Annotated in this window: 16 protein-coding genes; 9 read left to right on the top strand and 7 right to left on the bottom strand. The window is 70.1% G+C overall.

All coding sequences use genetic code 11. The features are described 5' to 3' along the window. Positions 1-227 precede the first annotated feature (227 nt). A complete protein-coding gene (locus GT042_RS27035) occupies positions 228-659 on the top strand; it encodes a PPOX class F420-dependent oxidoreductase (protein ID WP_161311338.1) in 432 nt (143 codons plus the stop codon). Between the two features lie 71 nt (positions 660-730). Here GT042_RS27035 and GT042_RS27030 read toward each other — a convergent pair whose 3' ends face one another. Then, entirely contained in the window at positions 731-1,168 is a 438-nt protein-coding gene (locus tag GT042_RS27030) for an organic hydroperoxide resistance protein (protein WP_161311337.1), read from the bottom strand. A 181-nt stretch (positions 1,169-1,349) separates the two neighbouring features. Here GT042_RS27030 and GT042_RS27025 point away from each other — a divergent pair, with 181 nt between their 5' ends. Beyond that, positions 1,350-1,850 carry a MarR family transcriptional regulator gene (locus GT042_RS27025; RefSeq protein ID WP_161311336.1) on the top strand — a complete coding sequence of 167 codons (501 nt, stop codon included), beginning with the start codon at positions 1,350-1,352 and terminating at the stop codon, positions 1,848-1,850. 29 nt (positions 1,851-1,879) lie between these two features. Here the strand turns inward: GT042_RS27025 and GT042_RS27020 are convergent, their stop codons facing one another. The 5 genes from GT042_RS27020 to GT042_RS27000 form a co-directional block, all read right to left on the bottom strand. Beyond that, entirely contained in the window at positions 1,880-3,034 is a 1,155-nt protein-coding gene (locus tag GT042_RS27020; protein ID WP_345943932.1) for an oxygenase MpaB family protein, read from the bottom strand. A 208-nt stretch (positions 3,035-3,242) separates the two neighbouring features. Continuing rightward, entirely contained in the window at positions 3,243-3,605 is a 363-nt protein-coding gene (locus GT042_RS27015; RefSeq protein ID WP_161311335.1) for an STAS domain-containing protein, read from the bottom strand. Next, a complete protein-coding gene (locus GT042_RS27010; protein WP_237531224.1) occupies positions 3,602-4,876 on the bottom strand; it encodes a SpoIIE family protein phosphatase in 1,275 nt (424 codons plus the stop codon). Before GT042_RS27010 ends, GT042_RS27015 begins: the two co-directional genes overlap by 4 nt. Positions 4,877-4,905: 29 nt before the next feature. Further along, entirely contained in the window at positions 4,906-5,709 is an 804-nt protein-coding gene (locus GT042_RS27005) for an alpha/beta hydrolase (protein WP_161311334.1), read from the bottom strand. A gap of 162 nt (positions 5,710-5,871) precedes the next feature. Continuing rightward, positions 5,872-6,042, bottom strand: a complete 171-nt coding sequence (locus GT042_RS27000) for a hydrophobic protein (protein WP_161311333.1) — start codon at positions 6,040-6,042, stop codon at positions 5,872-5,874. Between the two features lie 343 nt (positions 6,043-6,385). Here GT042_RS27000 and GT042_RS26995 point away from each other — a divergent pair, with 343 nt between their 5' ends. The 7 genes from GT042_RS26995 to GT042_RS26965 all read left to right on the top strand — a co-directional run bounded on the left by GT042_RS26995 (position 6,386) and on the right by GT042_RS26965 (position 17,162). Continuing rightward, complete coding sequence (locus GT042_RS26995; protein WP_161311332.1) at positions 6,386-7,390, top strand: LacI family DNA-binding transcriptional regulator; 1,005 nt, start codon at positions 6,386-6,388, stop codon at positions 7,388-7,390. 266 nt (positions 7,391-7,656) lie between these two features. Further along, positions 7,657-8,994 carry an extracellular solute-binding protein gene (locus tag GT042_RS26990; RefSeq protein ID WP_161311331.1) on the top strand — a complete coding sequence of 446 codons (1,338 nt, stop codon included), beginning with the start codon at positions 7,657-7,659 and terminating at the stop codon, positions 8,992-8,994. 7 nt (positions 8,995-9,001) lie between these two features. Beyond that, complete coding sequence (locus GT042_RS26985; RefSeq protein WP_161311330.1) at positions 9,002-9,952, top strand: sugar ABC transporter permease; 951 nt, start codon at positions 9,002-9,004, stop codon at positions 9,950-9,952. A 62-nt stretch (positions 9,953-10,014) separates the two neighbouring features. After that, entirely contained in the window at positions 10,015-10,821 is an 807-nt protein-coding gene (locus GT042_RS26980; protein WP_202533929.1) for a carbohydrate ABC transporter permease, read from the top strand. Between the two features lie 75 nt (positions 10,822-10,896). After that, positions 10,897-13,626: an alpha-mannosidase gene (locus tag GT042_RS26975; RefSeq protein WP_161311328.1), complete on the top strand. Its 2,730-nt coding sequence runs from the start codon at positions 10,897-10,899 to the stop codon at positions 13,624-13,626. Between the two features lie 129 nt (positions 13,627-13,755). Beyond that, positions 13,756-16,755, top strand: a complete 3,000-nt coding sequence (locus tag GT042_RS26970; protein ID WP_161311327.1) for a glycoside hydrolase family 2 TIM barrel-domain containing protein — start codon at positions 13,756-13,758, stop codon at positions 16,753-16,755. A 56-nt stretch (positions 16,756-16,811) separates the two neighbouring features. Continuing rightward, a complete protein-coding gene (locus GT042_RS26965) occupies positions 16,812-17,162 on the top strand; it encodes a hypothetical protein (RefSeq protein WP_161311326.1) in 351 nt (116 codons plus the stop codon). A gap of 62 nt (positions 17,163-17,224) precedes the next feature. Here the strand turns inward: GT042_RS26965 and GT042_RS26960 are convergent, their stop codons facing one another. Further along, a complete protein-coding gene (locus GT042_RS26960; protein WP_161311325.1) occupies positions 17,225-18,265 on the bottom strand; it encodes a DUF4331 family protein in 1,041 nt (346 codons plus the stop codon). Positions 18,266-18,373 lie beyond the last annotated feature (108 nt).

Below are 18,373 nucleotides of genomic sequence, written 5' to 3'. Positions count from 1 at the left end.
GACCGCCAGGGCCGTGCCCGCGACGCCGAGCCGCGAGCGGCGCGGAGAGCGGGCAATCAGCCTGGTCGGTACGGGAGTTCGTGTCATGCGCCCAGTCTTCGACCGGTAGGCCGCCCGCACATGAGCACACGTACTCACGACCTGAAAGGCGCCGGGCGAGGACCGCTCGGCGGCTGCCCGACCCTGGAACTGGAATACGTACCGTCCGGTCACGCGTTGTAGTCGCTATGACCGACACACTCTTCGACCCGTACGAGCTGCTGGCGCACAGCAGGCTCGGCGTCCTCGCGACGATCAAGTCCGACGGCCGCCCCCAGCTCTCGCCCGTCATGCCGTCATACGATCCGGACGCCGGTGTCATCCGCGTCTCGACGACCGAGAAGACCGCCAAGATCGCGAACCTGCGCCGGGACCCCCGGGCCACCCTGGAGGTGACCAGCCAGGACGGCCGGTCGTGGGCCACCGTCGAGGGCACGGCCACCCTCGTCGGGCCGGGGAGCGACCCGCACGGTCCCGAGGTCGGGACCCTCGTCGACTACTACCGCGCGGCAGCGGGCGAACACCCCGACTGGGACGAGTACCGGTCGGTGATGGTGTCCGACCGGAGAATCCTGATCACGATGACGGTCGACAAGGTGTACGGCACCCGCATCGGCTGACAGGGACGGGCCGGCCGGGCGGCGAAACCGCCCGGCCGGCCCCTGCCCCCGTCGCGCGTGAAGCGGAGGGATCAGGCGATGACGAGGTCGACTTCCACATTGCCGCGCGTGGCGTTGGAGTACGGGCACACGTGGTGGGCCGCGTCCACCAGCTGACGCTGCTGCTCGGGGTCGAGGCCGGGGAGGTGTATCTCCAGGCGGACCGCGATACCGAAGGCGTTGTTCTCGATCGGGCCGAAGGACACCGAGGCGTCGATCGACACGTCCTGCGGCACCCTGATCTTCAGCTTGCCGCCGACGGCCTTCAACGCGCCGATGAAGCAGGCGGAATAGCCCGCGGCGAACAACTGCTCGGGGTTGGTGCCCGGTCCACCGGAGCCGCCCATCACGGCGGGCGTGGACAGGTTGACCTCCAGGGCGCCGTCGTCGGTACGGCTGACGCCCCCCTCACGACCGCCGGTGGTGTGGGCGTGCGCCGTGTAGACGACCTTCTCGAGCTTGTTGACCATGGGTCTGACACTTCCCTCAGGTGATCCCGCAACGCGCGGGGGCGGCGATCCGCTCCGCGTAGCCAGAAAGGTAGTACACAACTGAATCGCGCACAACCAAAAAGGCCGAACGGCTACCGTCGCGATCGACACCCTTCTCCACCAGGGAAGAGCGGACCACCCACCTGCGTAGACTGAACGCATGGGTGGAGAACCGTCACCAGGCGCCAGGTCCGAAGCCGCAGACACCGGCGACGGCCTGGTCCTCGATCTCCAGCTCTGCTTCGACCTCCTCAAGGCGTCCAGGGCGTTCAGCGGCGTGTACCGCAACTTGCTCGGGGACGCCGGCCTGACCTACCCCCAGTACCTGACGATGATGACGCTCTGGGAACACCGCGAGATGCAGGTCAAGCAACTCGGCGAGGTGCTGCGGCTCGATTCCGGGACCCTGTCCCCGCTCCTGAAGCGGCTGGAGGCGGCAGGCCTGGTGACGCGGGAGCGCAACGCGGCCGACGAGCGCTCGGTGACCGTCCGCCCCACCGCCGACGGCAACGCCCTGCGCGACCAGGTGCGGCAGGTGCCGGCCCGGATCATGGCGGCCACCGGCCTGAGCCCGGCCCAGGCGGCGGACCTCCGGAACACACTCCGTACCCTCACCGAGTCACTGGACGCCGCGGCGCACACGCACGACACACCGGACTGACGCCCCCGTCCCGACGGCCGGGCCGGACGTCAGCGGTTGTCGTGGAGCTCCTCATGCATCTGCGGCTGGTTGTCCTGGTCATGCGTCAGCGCGAACTTCTGCACACCGTTGTAGCCCCGGGACGCGATGCCGAGCACCTCCTTGTACGGATTGACACCCACGGCCTTCTTGGCGCCGCCGCCCAGCAGGCCGCCGCCCACCGTGCTGACCAGTCCGTGTCCGGTCGCCAGCGGCTCGGCGGCCACGCCGAGAACGCTCCTGGGCAGCCCGGCCATGTCGGCGTACTTGTCGGTGAGGGCATGGCGGACCATTGCGAAGAACGCGTCGTGCACGCCCGGCGGGTAGAACTTCTTGTAGAACTCGACGGCCTGCGCGGTCATGAAGACGCCGTCGTCGGTCTTCTTCCACTCCTTGTCGCGTTCCTGGTTCCACAGCGCCTCGACCTGCTCCGCGTCCTTCGGCAGCAACCACTTCTCCTCCGTGCCGAGATAGTGGTTGACGTAGTGCCAGGCGCACATGAACCCGTTCGCGTCGTCCTTCGCCACGTCGACACCCAGGCGCTTCATCGCTTGCAGGATCTGCGTGGAGAACACGCAGGCCGCGCCGGTGGTGTACTTCTGCGAGACGGGCTCTCCCCACGTGGCGTAGTCCCACTCGCCGCTCCTCTTGTGCAACTGCCGTACCGAGGCGTGCACCAGGCGCACCTTCGTGACGTTCGCCGCGAGCGTCCCGTCCCGCATCGCGTCCCTGTTTCCCATGTCGAGGAACAGCCGCGAGGACTGCGACAGCCGCCGCCCGGGCCCTTCGACGCCGCCGAGACGGCCGGTGGAGCGCAGGGTGAACGCGCCGGCGGGGGAGAGGTACGTACCGATCAGGCCCACCGTCCCCTGGAGCATGGTGACTTCGCCGTGGTGGTGCGAGAAGAAGCTCTCCGCCGCCCTGACGTCCGCCTCGGACCAGTCCGGCGGCGGGGCCGCGGCCTCCTTGAGGAACTCGGCCAGCCTCGGCGGGAGTTGGGAGAGATCCTGGCCCGGCTTGAGCGTTCCGACCGTACGGAACAGGGCGTTGACCCCGTCGATCTCCTTGTTGTCGATCAGCTCGGACACCAGCGTGTCGGCTTTTGGATCACCGACCTTGTTCGCCGCTTCCAGTTCCGCGGCGATCGTCGCCGTTGTCAGTGCCACAGCAGAGCTCACATTCGGGGTACGGGGCTCGCGCCGCACCGGTCGACCGGGTGGACCCGGATCGGCGGGCGGCCACCCGGCACGGACCGCCGGGCACCAGCATGCTTCCGCCGGCACGCGACAGACCGTAACCCCCTCCCGCGAAGGAATCGTTTTCCCCTCACCCGATTGGCCGCCGAAGGTCCGGCAGTGAAAGGGGAGAGCCGTCTCAGGAGCCGCCCGCCCGCCGCGTCCAGGAGTCCGTGGCGTCCTGGGCGGTGGGGTAGCTGGTGAGGACCGGTTCGAGGCCGACGAGGCGCAGGATGCGCGCCACGTGGTGGGGGACGGCCGCCAGAGCGAGCGTCGCCCGGGCGGCCAGAGCGTGGTTGCGGGCGGCGATGAGGACCGTGATGCCGCTGGAGTCGCAGAAGGTCAGGCCGCCGAGGTCGACCAGCAACTGCTGGCCCGGTTCCAGGTCCAGGGTGGAGAGGAGGTCACGGACCTCCGGGGCCGATTCGTACGCCAGGTCGCCCGCGAGTTCGAGGACCGGGCCGGCGGTGGAGCCGCGGGTGCGGACGCTGAGCCGGCTCACCGGGCTTCCTCGGTACGGGGGAGCGGCACGCTGATCGCCAGGAGGGCGGTGTCGTCGTCTAGCCCCGCGCCGAAGGTGTCGAGAAGACCCGTCAGGTGCGCGACGGCGCCGGGCGCGGTGGTGGGCGCCAGGTCCCGGGCGAGAGCGAGGAGCGCGTCGTCCCCGAAGCGTTCGCCGTCCGGGGGAGCATGGGCCTCGGTCAGGCCGTCGGTGTACAGGAGGAGGGTGTCCCCCGCCTCCAGACGCAGGGTGGTGGCGGCGAAGTGGGCGTCGGGGATGACGCCGACGAGCTGCCCTCCGGGGGTGGGCAGGTAGTCCGCCGACCCGTCCGCGCGCATCAGCAGCGCGGGCGGATGACCGCCGCCGGCGAGCGTGACGTGGAAGCCGCCCTGGTCGCCGTCCGGCGTGAGGACCCCGAAGATGGCGGTGCAGAAGCGCGGGTCGTGGCCCTGGTACTCGTGGTTGAGGACCGTGTTGAGGTTGGCGAGCACGGTGGTGGGGGCCGGGTCGTAGACCGCCGCGGCGCGCAGGGTGTAGCGGGCCAGCGAGGTGACGGCCGCCGCGGCGGCGCCTTTGCCGCAGACGTCCCCCAGGAACAGGCCCCACGTTCCCGGAGTCAGCCCGAACAGGTCGTAGAAGTCACCGCCGACCAGGTCGGCGGAGGCGATGCGGTAGTGCGCGGCGACCTCCAGCCCCGGCACCGGGGGCAGGGCCGGCGGCAGCAGCGTCTGCTGGAGTGTGGCGTTCAGGCGTTGGAGCCGTTCACGTTCCAGGTCGGACTCACGGCGGGCCCGCAGCAGTTCCTTCTCGTACGCACGGCGGTCACGCGCGTCGAAGACCGTGGTCCGGATGAGCAGCGGCTGGCCGTCCGCGCTGTGCTTCACCGTGGAGGTGACCAGGACCGGAAGGCGGCCGCCGTCGGCGGTCTTCAGCTCCAGCGCGATTCCGCTGATCTCGCCCTGCATGCGCAGCAGCGGGGCGAAGTGGGTCTCGTGGTACAGCCGGCCGCCGACGGTCAGCAGGTCGGCGAAGCGCCTGCGTTCCACCAGGTCCTCGCGGCGGTGGCCGAGCCATCCCAGCAGGGTGCCGTTGATCTTGGCGATCTGGCCGTCCAGGAGGGTGGAGAGATAGCCGCACGGGGCGTTCTCGTACAGGTCCTCCGCACTGTCCTCCAGCAGCGACGCGAACAGGGCCCGCTCGTTCCCGCCGCTCCGCCCGCCCCCGTCCCTCTCCCCGCCCTCGTCGCCGTCGTCGGCGCCGGACCCGGGCATGCCGGGCGCGGGGTCTCCCGTCTCGCACATCATCGGACGTCCCGCACGAACGCCGTGATGGCCGCGGCGGTGGCCTCCGGGGCGCTCAACTGGGGGCAGTGGCCGGTCGCTTCCAGTGTGACCAGCCGGCTCCCCTTGATCTGCGCCTGCACGAAGGCTCCTACACCGGCCGGGGCGATCGCGTCGTCGGAGCATTCCGCCACCAACGTGGGGATACTCACCCCCGGCAGGTCGGCCCGGTTGTCGGAGCGGAACGTGGTGTGGGCGAACGCGCGCGCGATGGCCGGATCCGTACGGCAGAAGCTGTTCGTCAGCTCCTCGCCCAGCTCGGGACGCTCCGGATTGCCCATGATCACCGGCGCCATCGCCCCGGACCAGCCGAGGTAGTTGCTGTCGAGGGATTCCAGCAGCTCGTCGATGTCCTCGGCGCTGAATCCGCCCCGGTACTCACCGTCGTCGAGGTAGCAGGGTGAGGGAGTGAGCAGGACCAGTTTCTCGAAACGCTCCGGCTCCCGGTTCGCGGCGAGCACGCCGATCATGGAACTGACCGAATGCCCGACGAACGTGAGCGGTCCTGCACCGAGTTCGCGGCAGATCTCCAGAACATCCGTCGCGTACCCGTCCAGAGTGGAGTAGCGCGCGGCGTTCCAGGCGGCCAGATCCGATTGCCCGGCCCCGACGTGGTCGAAGAGGACCAGACGGAAATTCTCCGCGAGGGCCGGTACCACCAGACGCCACATGTTCTGATCGCACCCGAATCCGTGTGCCAGCATCACCACCGGGCCGTCCTCGCGGCCGGTGACCACCACGCGGTTCCTGCTTCGTATATCCATCCGACACCTTCGTACTGAGCGGAATACCGGCGGCGTTCGCACGTCGCGCCGCTTTCGTCACTTCCGGGCCGGGGCACCAGGAATGCCCCGGACCCGCGCACACGTGGGCGGGGCCCCGGCATCATTGACGGGGCCCCACCCACATGGTGCGAGAAACGCTGTCTACCAGCGGTACCAGCGGCCTCGCTTGCCGCCGCCCGCCGCGGGCCGGACGACAAATCCGAGCAGCCAGACCACCAGCACGATGATGGCGATCCACCACAGAATCTTGAGTGCGAAGCCCGCGCCGAAAAGAATCAGGGCGAGCAGAAGAACGAGAAGCAGGGGAACCATAGTTATCAACCTCCAGAACGGCGTGTGCCCCGGGTCGATCACTCCACACCTCCGGATCTCACGTAATTCCTCCGGCACGCGGAGTTGTCGCCACGAGGTGCCGGGCAGGGAAAGAAATAACGGATTCGACTCATTCATGCCACGCCCTCGGTTGCGATTCCGAAACGAAAGCATCACGGTGGGACGGTCCGCCGTACGGGCCCTCCCCCCGCCCGGGGCCGGGCGCCCCGGACGGGCCCGTGAAGCGGGCGTGACCGAAGCGAACGGGGAGGTCCGACGACGCGTCGGGCATACTCGGGCCCTGCGGGGCACGTCAGCGCCCGCGAGCAGCGGGAGGTGCGCGATGGTGTCGCCGTCGAAGTCGGAACCCCGAAGGGTGACGATCCACGATGTCGCCCGCTCGGCGGGCGTGTCCCGCCAGACCGTGTCCCGGGCGCTGAACGACAAGGCGGAGATCGACGGCTCCACGAAGCAGCGTGTGCTGGACGCGGCACGGGAACTGGGCTACCGGCCGAGCCGGTTCGCGCGGGGTCTCGTCCGGCAGGACACCACCACCATCGGCCTGGTGATCCCGGACCTGCTCAACCCGTTCTTCACCGAGGTCGCCGCCGCGGCCCTGGAGGCGGCCCGGGCCCGGGGCTGGCACGTGGTCGTGTACGACACCGCGGACCGGGCCGAGGAAGAACTCGGCACGCTCCAGGTGATCGGCTCGCAGGTGGACGCGGTGGTCGGCTACTTCAGCTGCTCCGAGAGCGACCTCGACCGGTTCACCCGGGGCATGCCGATGGTCCTCATCGGCCGTGAGCCCCGGATGGGGCGGTTCAGCTCGATACGGGTCGACGGCGAGGCCGGCGTCCACGCCGCGATCGCGCACCTCGTCGCCCGGGGCCACACGCGGATCGGCATGCTCGACCACGACAACCGCGCCGAGCCCAGCATCCGGCGCGTCTGGTTCACCGCTGCCGCCGCCGCCCACGGCGTCGACCCCGGCCTGGTGGCGGGCGCCGCCCAGTCGGCCGACGGCGGGGGACTCGGCCTCAACGCCCTTCTCACCGCCCACCCCGAGGTCACCGCGGTCTTCACCTTCAACGACATCGTCGCCATCGGCGCCCTGCGGGAGGCACGCCGGATGGGCAGGAGCGTCCCCCGGGACCTCGCGGTGATCGGCTTCGACGGCCTCCAGCTCGGCGCGCTCGTCGAACCTCCGCTCACCAGCGTCGCGCTCGACACACGCCGCCTCGGGGCCCTCGCGATCGACCAGGTCGGGCGCCTGTTGACCGGCGTCGACCCCCTGGAGGCCGACGAGCTGGTCGTCCGGGCCGAGCTGAGACCGGGCGGTTCCGCGTAACCCGCCGGACATGTGCCCGACCCGAATGTCTTGACATACATCCAGACCGGAGCGCAAACTTCCGGAAAATTCACGGACTTCCGTGAACGTTCACGTGAGCGCTCACGCGAACCGGATGTGCCACTCCCGCAACGTCGTTCGACGCTTGGTCCGACGCCGTCGCGCCGGTGACCACACCCGCGCATTCCAACCAGAAGGCATCCCGTGCCTTGAGGTGTCAACGTCGACGCGTCCAGCGCTGGAGCTGGACACTCTGGAAGGAAATCATGAGAAACACCGCCTCGCGCGTCCGCCTGGCCGCCGTCGCAGCGGCCGCGGGCATCGCCCTGCTGGCCGGCTGTTCGTCCTCCGACCAGCCGGACAGCTCCTCCGCCGCCGCGTCCTGCGAGCCCGCGAAGGGCAAGGTCACCCTCCAGTACTGGAACACCGTTCCCGGCATGGACGAGGTCGTCGCTCTGTGGAACAAGCAGAACCCTGACATCCAGGTCCAGACGAAGAACATCTCCAACGACCAGTACGGCACGATCAGCAACGCCCTCAAGGCGGGCAAGGCGCCGGACCTCGCCCAGGTCGGCTACGACGAGCTTCCCAACCTGCGCACCCAGAACGCCTTCGTGGACGCGTCGGCCTGCTCCGCGGCCACCGCCGCCAAGTCGAAGTTCGTCCCCTGGACCTGGTCGCAGACCAGCTTCGCGGGGACCGGCGTCTTCGCCCTCCCGCAGGACACCGGCCCGATGGCCCTCTACGTGCGCAGCGACATCTTCAAGCAGCACGGCCTCGCGATACCGAAGACCTGGGACGAGTACGCGGCGGAGGCGAAGAAGCTGCACGCCGCCGACCCCAAGCTCACCATGACGTTCTTCGACCCGAACAACGCCGAGTGGTTCAACGGCCTGCTCTGGCAGAACAGCGCGGAGATGTACTCGTACTCCGGCGACAAGTGGCACGTCACCGTCGATTCCCCGCAGAGCAAGCAGGTCGCCGACTACTGGCAGAAGATGATCGACGACAAGCTCGTCCGCACCGACCTCGCCAACGGCTCGACCCAGATGTACGCGGCGTACCAGCAGAACCAGATCGCCAGCTATGTCGGCGCCGCCTGGGGCTACAGCATGTTCCGCGACAACCTGCCCAAGCAGGCGGGCAAGTGGACGATCGTCCCGATGCCGACCTGGGGCACCAACGCCGCGTCCGGCGACTGGGGCGGCTCCACCGTCGCGTTCATGAAGGGCAGCAAGCACCTGTACGAGTCGGTCAAGTTCAACACCTGGCTGAACACCGACCCGGAAGCCCTCGCACTGGAGAACAAGCTCGGCGGCCTCTACTCGGCGTCCCCCGTCGGCACCGGACTCCCCCAGCTCTCCCAGGGCGTGCCGTACTACGACAACCAGAAGATCTTCGACGTCTTCGCCGAGTCGTCCAAGAACATCGACACCAGCTTCACCTGGGGCCCCACCCAGAAGACGGTCAACCTGAGCCTCCAGGACGCGATGGCCAAGGCCGCCGCCGGCCAGGGCACCCTCGCCGACGCGCTCAAGACCGCCCAGGCGACCGCCCTCAAATCGATGAAGGACCTGGCCATCCCCGCCCAGGCAGGCAAGTGACCGCAGCATGACCGACACCGAAACCCGCGTGATACGCGTGGTGGCGGCGCCCCGAGGCTCCCGCCGCCGTCCAGGCGGCGGCGGGCCCCGGGCGGGCGTCATCACCGCGTTCCTGACCCCGTTCTTCCTCCCGTTCGTGCTCTTCTACCTGGTGCCGGTCGGGTACGCGATCTGGCAGAGCTTCCGGGTCGTACGCCGCTCCGGCGGCCAGTACGGCACGTCGTACACGACCTTCGGCGGCTTCCAGCAGTACGCGCACGTCTTCGAGAACACCGAGTTCTGGTCCAGCGTCGGGCGCATCGGGCTCTTCGGCATCGTGCAGGTGCCGGTCATGCTGTTCGTCGCCCTGATCATGGCGCTGCTGCTCGACACCCCGCTGCTGAAGCTCAAGTCGTTCTTCCGCATCGCGGTGTTCATGCCGTACGCGGTCCCCGGCGTCATCGCCGCGATCATGTGGTCGTACCTCTACTCCCCGCAGCTCAGCCCCGTGGTCGACCTGCTGAACGGCATCGGGCTCCACCCCGACTTCCTCGGTCCCGGCGCCGTGCTGTGGTCGGCGGCGAACATCTCCACCTGGCTGTGGACCGGCTACAACATGCTGATCATGTACTCGGCCCTGCAAGCGATCCCGCAGGAGCTGTACGAGGCCGCCAAGCTCGACGGCGCGAGCAACTGGGCCATCGCCTGGCAGATCAAGGTCCCCATGATCGCCCCCTCGATCGTCCTCACCACGGTCTTCTCGATCATCGGCACACTCCAGCTCTACGCCGAGCCGGCCGTGCTGCGCCAGATCTCCTCGAACATCTCCAGCACCTACACCCCGAACATGCTCGCGTACGCGGTGGCCTCGGGGAACAACTACCAGCAGGCGGCGGCGATCTCCGTGGTCATCGCCCTCATCACCTTCGTCTTGAGCTTCGGGTTCATGCGGCTGACGTCGAAGAGGGCCGGACTGTGAACAACCTGATCGTGAGCGACAAACCCACCGTCCGCGAGAGCAGGGCGAGCCGCACCGCGGTGATGGCCGTGATGGTCCTCCTGACCATCTACTTCCTGCTGCCGGTCTACTTCCTGATCGTCGCGGCGACCAAACCGCAAGGAGACCTGGCCTCCACCAACGGCCTGGCCTTCTCCCACTTCAACCTGTTCAGCAACCTGCACACCCTGTTCACCCGCAGCGACGGCATCTTCCTCCAGTGGGCCCTGAACAGTGTGATCTACGCGGTGCTCGGCGCGGCCGTCGGCACCCTGGTCTCCGCCCTGTGCGGCTACGCGCTCGCCAAGTTCCAGTTCCGCGGCCGGGAGTTCCTCTTCTCCGTCATCCTCGGCGGCGTCCTGGTCCCCACCACCGCGCTCGCGCTCCCGCTGTTCCTGCTGTTCTCGGCGACCGGGATCGTCAACACCTACTGGGCCGTGTTCCTGCCGAGCATCGTCAGCCCGTTCGGCGTCTACCTGGCCCGCATCTTCGCCTCCGCCTCCGTACCCCAGGAACTCCTGGAGTCGGCGCGCCTCGACGGGGCGGGAGAGTTCCGTACGTTCTTCTCCGTCGCCTCCCGGCTGATGGCACCGTCCCTGGTGACGATCTTCCTCTTCCAGTTCGTCGCCATCTGGAACAACTTCTTCCTGCCGATGGTGATGCTCCAGAAGGAGTCGCTCTTCCCGGTCACCCTCGGCCTCTACACCTGGAACGGCCAGACCGCCAGGGCGCCGCTCCTCCAGCAGTCCGTGATCACCGGCTCGCTGGTCTCGATCGTGCCCGTGATCATCGTCTTCATCCTCCTCCAGAGGTTCTGGCGCACCGGGCTCGCCACCGGCTCCCTGAAGTGACGGCGTAGCCCGGCCACCCGCCACGCCCCGACGCACCCCTCTCTCCGCACCCCGCCGACAGAAGGTCCCTGACCCATGCAGAATTCCGCCGTGTTCGTGCCCCATTTCCACTGGGACCGGGAATGGTACGAGCCCTTCCAGGTCTTCCGGCACCGGCTCGTGGCCGCTCTCGACACCGTGCTGGAGACGGCCGAGGCGAACCCGGACTTCCGGTTCACCGTCGACGGGCAGATGGCCGCGATCGAGGACTACCTGGAGATGCGGCCCGAGAACCGCGACCGGCTCGCGGCGCTGGTCTCCGGCGGCCAACTCGCCGTCGGCCCGTGGCTCATCCTCCTCGACGAGTTCCTCTGCTCCGGCGAGACCGTCGTACGCAATCTCCGGATGGGCTGGGCCGCGGCGGCGGAACTCGGCGGGTCGATGCCCCTCGGCTATCTGCCCGACATGTTCGGCCACATCGCGCAGATGCCGCAGATCCTGGCCCGCGCCGGAATCGAGCACGCCGCCCTGTGGCGCGGCGTCCCCGGCTCCGTCGAGGGCCACGCCTTCCGCTGGCGCGCCCCCGACGGCTCCGAGGTGCGCACCGAGTTCCTCTTCGACGGGTACGACAACGGCCTCGACGTCCTGCTGGTGCCCGACGAGATCGGCCGGGCCCTGGGCCAGTACGCGGAGATGACCGCCGACCGCTGGGGCAACGACCCGGTGCTCGCGATGGCCGGCACCGACCACAACGCGCCCGACCCGCGACTCGCGGCCTGGCTCCGGCGCGCGTCGAGCGACGAGCGCTCCATCACCATCGCGACGCTCGACGAGTACATCCGTACGCACGCCCGCGACGAGGTCTCCGCCGTCGTCACCGGCGAACTCCGCAGCCACGTGCGGGGCAACATCCTCCCCGGGGTGCTCTCCGTACGCCTCGGGCTCAAGCAGCGCATGGCCGTGGCCGAGCGCACCGTCGACCACGCCGAGCGGATGAACGCCCTGTGGTCCCGGCGCGACGACACGCCGTTCCTCTCGCTCGCCTGGCACAAGATCATCGAGTCGGCCGCGCACGACTCCGTCGTCGGCTCAGGCACCGACGAGACCTGCGACCAGGTGGACGCGCGGCTCGCCGAGGCCGCGCAGACCGCGCGGGCCGTGCGGGACGCCGCCCTCGCCGAGGCCGCCGCCCTGGTGCCGAGCGACGGCCATCTGGTCGCCAACCCGCTGCCGTTCGCCCGTACCGCCGCGGTCGAGGTGGACGTCGTCGCCCCGCCCGGAGGACAGGTGCTGGCCGCGACCGCCGCCGACGGCTCCGTACGCCCCGTCCAGCTCATCTCCCAGGCCCCGACCGTGCTCAGCGACGAGCGCATGGACGCCTCCCAGCTCGAACGGGTGCTCCGGCGCATCCACCGCCGCGAACTGTTCGGCCGGCTGATCGACACGTACGAACTCACCCCGGGATCCCTGGTCTTCCACCTCGCCGAGGTGCCCTCCAGCGGCCCCTTCGACCTGATGATCCTGCGCGGGAAGGTCGCCGAGGCGGCCACCGCGCACCCGGGGGAGTGGCGGGTCCTGACCCTGGAGGAGCCCCGCGCGACCGCGCTCGCGCTGGTGGACGTCCCCGCCTCCGGCCTCGCGAGCTTCCGGGTCGGACCCACCGACCGGACTCCCGTCCTGCCGGCGGAGTTCGTCCCCGCGACCGCGACGGAGCGCACCCTGGCGAACGGCCTGGTCGAGGTCGCCGTCGCCGCCGACGGCACCCTGGACGTGACCGGGGCCGACGGTTCCGTCCTGCGCGGTGTCGGCCGCCTGGTCGACGGCGGGGACCGGGGAGACAGCTACAACTACGGGCCGCCCGCCCGGGACGTGCTCGTGTCGGAGCCCACCGAGGTCGCCGTCGAGGTCCTGGAGAACGGCCCGCTGCGGTCGAGGACCCGGGTCACCCGCGTCTACGCGTGGCCCGCCGCGCTCTCCTCCGACCGCGACGTACGCAGCGCCGAGACCGTACCGACCTCGGTGGAAACCCTGGTGGAGGTACGGGTGGGCGAGCCGTTCGTACGGGTCTCCACCTCGTTCCTGAACCGCTCCGCCGACCACCGGCTGCGCTTCCACGTACCCCTGCCCGAGCCGGTGACCGGGTCCGCCTCCGCCGGCCAGTTCGCCGTCACCCCGCGCGGGCTCACCGCCGAGGGAGGCTGGGGCGAACACCCGATCCCGACCTTCCCCGCCGAGTCCTTCGTCTCGGCCGGCACCGCCCACGTCCTGCTCGACCACACCTCCGAGTACGAAGTGGTCGGCGAAGGCTCCGAACTCGCCGTCACCCTCCTGCGCGCGATCGGCTCGATCAGCGTCAACATCCATCCGTTCCGCGACGAACCCGCCGCGACCGAGATCGCCGCACCGGGCGCGCAGGATCTCGGCATGCGCATCGAGAACCGTTTCGCCGTCCTGCCCCCGGCGGCCGGCTGGCGGCAGGCGAACGCGGTCGCCCTCGCGGACCTCTTCCGTAACGACGTGCTCGTCACCCGCGGCACCGCGCCCGCCGGGGACCGGCTGCCCCCCGACGCCACCGGCATCCGGGTCGACGGTACGGACGTCTCCGTCTCGGCCGTCCGCCGCGTCACCACCGAGGACGGCGGCACCGGCACCGAGGTACGGCTGGTCGCCATGAGCGACACCGGAGCGGACGCCCGGGTGACAGGCGCCTTCACCGAGGCCACCACCGTCGACCTGCTCGGCCGCCCGCTCGCCACGACACCGGCCGCGGACGGACTCGACCTCGCCCTCGGCCCGTGGGAGATCCGCACGGTTGTCGTCCGCTAGACACCCGTACCCGTATCCGTACGAAAGGGGCGCACCGCCGGCCGGGTGCCCGGGGTCCACCGGGCCCCGGGCGCCACGACCGGGGGACGCCGCCACCCGTCCTTCCGCCATCGAGAAAGTTGTGACCTCGTGCCCTCCCCCCATTCCGGGTATGTATCGGACACCGCGCCAGGGCGCGGCGCGCTGCGTGCGGCGCGCTCGTGGCTCCACTCCGACGCCCCCTCCCTCTCCCTGAACGGACCGTGGCGGTTCCGGCTGTCGCCCACGGCGTCGGTGGCGGAGGACTTCGCGGCCGAAGGCTTCGACGACCACGGCTGGGACGACCTCCCGGTGCCCTCGCACTGGGTGCTCCAGGGCGACGGGGCGTACGGCCGGCCGATCTACACGAATGTGCAGTTCCCGTTCCCGATCGACCCGCCCCACGTCCCGGACGAGAATCCCACCGGCGACTACCGCCGCCACATCGAGATCCCCGCCGCGTGGGCGGAGGCCGAGCGGGTGGTCCTCCGGTTCGACGGCGTCGAGTCGTTGTTCCGGCTCTGGGTCAACGGCGAGGAGATCGGCGGCGCCGGCGGGAGCCGGCTCGCCCACGAGTTCGACGTGACCTCGTCCGTACGCACCGGCGACAACGTCGTCGCCGTACGCGTGCACCAGTGGTCGGCGGCCAGCTACGTCGAGGACCAGGACCAGTGGTGGCTGCCGGGCATCTTCCGGGACGTCACCCTGCTCGCCCGCCCGGCCGGCGGCGTCGAGGACGTCTGGCTGCGGACCGGCTTCGACGACGGGCACGGCAGGATCGAACCGGAGGTCACCGCCGGCGCGGCGGCCTTCCCCGTCACCCTCCGCCTGCCGGAACTGGGCGTCGAGCGCGTCTGGGAGACCCCGGCCGACGTGACCCCGTTCGACCTCGGCGCCGTGGAGCCCTGGTCGGCCGAGCACCCCCGACTGTACGACGTCACCGTGTCGAGCGCCGCCGAGACCATTGCCCTGCGGATCGGGTTCCGTACGGTCGAGATCCGCGGCGACCGGTTCCTGGTCAACGGCCGCCGTGTCGTCTTCCACGGGATGAACCGCCACGAGACGCACCCCGAGCGTGGCCGCGTCTTCGACGAGGAGCACGCCCGCGAGGACCTGGCCCGGATGAAGCGGTTCAACGTGAACGCGATCCGCACCAGCCACTACCCGCCGCACCCCCGGCTGCTCGACCTCGCCGACGAACTCGGATTCTGGGTCGTCCTCGAATGCGACCTGGAGACACACGGCTTCGACCAGACCGGCTGGACCGGCAACCCGAGCGACGACCCGGCGTGGCGCGAGGCGTACCTCGACCGCATCCGGCGCACCGTCGAACGGGACAAGAACCACCCCAGCGTGGTGATCTGGTCGCTCGGCAACGAAGCCGGGACCGGCGGCAACCTCGCCGCGATGTCGGCCTGGGTCCACGCCCGCGACGCCGGACGGCCCGTCCACTACGAGGGCGACCACACCGGCGAATACACCGACCTCTACTCACGCATGTACTCCTCGGTGCTGGAGACCGAGCAGATCGGCACCGACGGCTCACGCGCGCCGCTGCTCGACTGCACCCCGGCCCAGGGCGCCCGGCAGCGCACCAAGCCGTTCCTGCTCTGCGAGTACGCGCACGCGATGGGCAACGGACCCGGGGCGCTCGACCAGTACGAGGCGCTGACACACCGGCACCCGCGCCTGCACGGCGGCTTCGTCTGGGAATGGCGCGACCACGGGATCGCGACGACCACCCCGGACGGCACGCCGTACTTCGCGTACGGCGGTGACTTCGGCGAGGTCGTCCACGACGGCAACTTCGTGATGGACGGCATGCTGCTCAGTGACGACGTCCCCACCCCGAGCCTGTACGAGTTCAAGGCCGTCGTGCAGCCGATCCGCTTCACCTTCGGCGCGGGCGACGCGGACGACGAGGGGGCCGGCCATGTGGAGATCACCAACCTGCGCCACTCCGCGGACACCTCCGACCTGCGCTTCTCCTGGCGCGTCGAACACGACGGAACGCCTGCCGCCTCGGGACATCTGGAGACCCCCGTGATCCCGGCCGGCGGATCGGCGCGCGTACCCCTCCCGCCGGTCCCGTTGTCCCAGGACGCGGAAACGTGGCTCACCCTCGACGCGGCCCTGGCGGCCGAAACCGCCTGGGCGAACGAGGGGCACGTGCTCGCGACCGCGCAACTGGACCGTACGGTGCCCCGCCCCGTCCCCCCGGTCCGCCCCCGGACCGACTGGCGGCCGAGCGACGGGACGCTGGCACTCGGCATCGCCGAGTTCACCGGCGGCTCCCTGACGCGCCTCGCCGGGCGCCCGGTGACGGGCCCGCGACTGGAACTGTTCCGTGCCCCGACCGACAACGACGAAGGCACCTCCGGAGAGGTAGAGGAGAGCGACGCGAGTGTCGCCGGAATCTCCCACGCGGACCTGTGGCGCGGCCACGGACTCGACCGCCTCACCACCCGGCGCGTCGAGGTGGAACGTACCCCGGACGCCCTGCGCACCCTCGACAAGGTCTCGGCGGCCAACTCCGCCCTGTCGGTGATGGTGGAATCCGTCTGGTCCCTGGAGGACGGCGTACTCGAACTCCGCGTCGAGACCGGCCCGTCGACCGGCTGGCCCACGGTCTGGCCGCGCATCGGCATACGGTTCGACCTGCCTGACGGTACGGCTCCCGTCGACGGCGCCGACTGGTTCGGTCTCGGCCCGCTCGAGTCCTACCCCGACAGCCTGCGCGCGGCCCGGACCGGCCGCTTCTCCTCCCCCCTGCGCGACCTCTCCGTCCAGTACGCGCGCCCGCAGGAGACCGGACACCGGTCCGCACTGCGCCGGTTGACCCTGACGAGCGCCGACACCGGGATCCTGCGCGTCACCACCCTCCCCGACACCCGGGGCCGCCGCCCCGGCTTCACCCTCAGCCGCCACACCCCGCAACAGATCACCCGGGCGGCGCACCCCTACGAGCTCCCGGACTCGTCGACGACGTACCTGATCATCGACGCGGCCCAACACGGCCTGGGCTCCCGCGCCTGCGGCCCGGACGTGTGGCCTGAATTCTCCCTGCGCCCGGAGTCCCGCACGATCAGACTCCGTATCGCGGCGATCTGACGGCTCCTCACTCCGGACACACGCCGGGCTCCGTCATGACCGACGGGACCCGGCGTGTGTCGATTCGGTTGCGGGACGCGGTGACGCCGACGCCGGCCGACGGCTGCGTCGTTGGACCGGGCATGGAGATGTGCGGTCTGTCCGGCGGGGGAGAGGGTTCAGGAGCCGCGCTGCTGGGCGCGTACTGGACGGAGCCCCCGGCCGTCCGGCGTTCCCGTCCCGGCTGCCCCTTCTGCGGCAGGCGCACCTGCCCGCGAAGTACGCCGGCGCCCTCCGCCACCCGTGGTTCAGGGACGGCGGGAGGGACTTTCGCGAGAGCGGCGGCAGCGGCGCGGACGCTGATGCTCGGTGCCGCCGTCCTCACCGTCGTCGCCGCGATGATCATGGTCGTCCTGGACCGGTCCTGATCCCTGGAGGGCGCGAAAGCGCTCTACGGGGCGGCGCGCGCCTCGGCTCCCGGGCCGCTGCGTCAGGCGGCGGCCACGTAGGGGAAGAACGGCGTCGGAAGGGCGTCGACCGAGTCCTTGGTCAGACCGATGCTCAGGGCGCTGTCGGTGGCGAGGGAGAACATGACCTCGCCCGCGTTGTCATTCAGCGCCCGGCCGTTGAAGGCCGCGAAACCGAACACCGCGGGAGTGCCGATCGTGTACGGGAGAATGTCCGGGAGGATCCGGTCCGCGACCTCCAGACCGTAACCGTGCGGGTCCGACGTGGTGCCGCGTAGGCCCACCACCGCGGCGACCCGGTCGGTGATCTCCGTGCCGAACGTGTGGATGTCGTCGGCGGGCGGGGTCTGGTTCAGCTTCTCCGCCAGCTCGTCGTCGAACTGCGCGAAGATCGGCGAGACCATCGGGATGCCGCACCGGTTGACGCGGTGCCAGCCGCCCGCGTCGGTGGCCAGCGCGGTGACCCCCCAGACGCCGATGTCCCTGTTGCGGGTGAAGGGCAGCAGGTCGTCGTCCGGCAGTTCGAGCACGATGGACCGTACCTTCATCCCGGAGAACAGGCTGGTCACCTCTTCGGTCGCCTCTCCCGGATCCGGCGTGGGCAGTTCGACGTCGGTGCCGTGCTGGAAGGCCTGACCGACCGCTTCCACCACCTCCGGATTCATCCAGAACGGGTCACCGGCCCGACCCGTCCACAACCGCAGACCCCCCTGCGTACGGAGGGTCCGCCCTGTCGCCCCGGTGAGGAGCACGGTGCCTTCCGCCGTGTCGTCGGCCGCCTCCGCTCCCACCAGACGGCACAGCTCCACGGCCTGCGAACCGTCCGCGTCCGCGGGCCCGAAACGAAGGCGGAAGCACACGTCCTCGACGGCGTCACCCGTACTGTCGATCTTGAATTCGTACCGGGCCTCCGGGTGGAAGCCTTTGGGTGCGTCCGGGCCCGCGGAATCGGAACACACGTTCATCGCGAGAACGGTGCCCCGGTCGCCCCGGAACACGTAGAGATCCGAGATGTTCAGCCGGGCATCGGCCCTGGCAGCGGGGGAATCGAGGTGGTGGGACATCACACTCACTCCAGACGGTGCGCGCCGTGGCACACGGAGAGTATGCGGACCGGCACACCACCGCCACGGGGCGTGCCGCTCAAGAACGACTTTTCCCCCCACATCAGG

Origin of the sequence: Streptomyces sp. SID3212 (assembly GCF_009865405.1) — a bacterium.
Classification (GTDB): domain Bacteria; phylum Actinomycetota; class Actinomycetes; order Streptomycetales; family Streptomycetaceae; genus Streptomyces.
The sequence above is the reverse complement of the archived record's forward strand: the minus strand, read 5'-3'. Positions and strand labels throughout refer to the sequence as shown.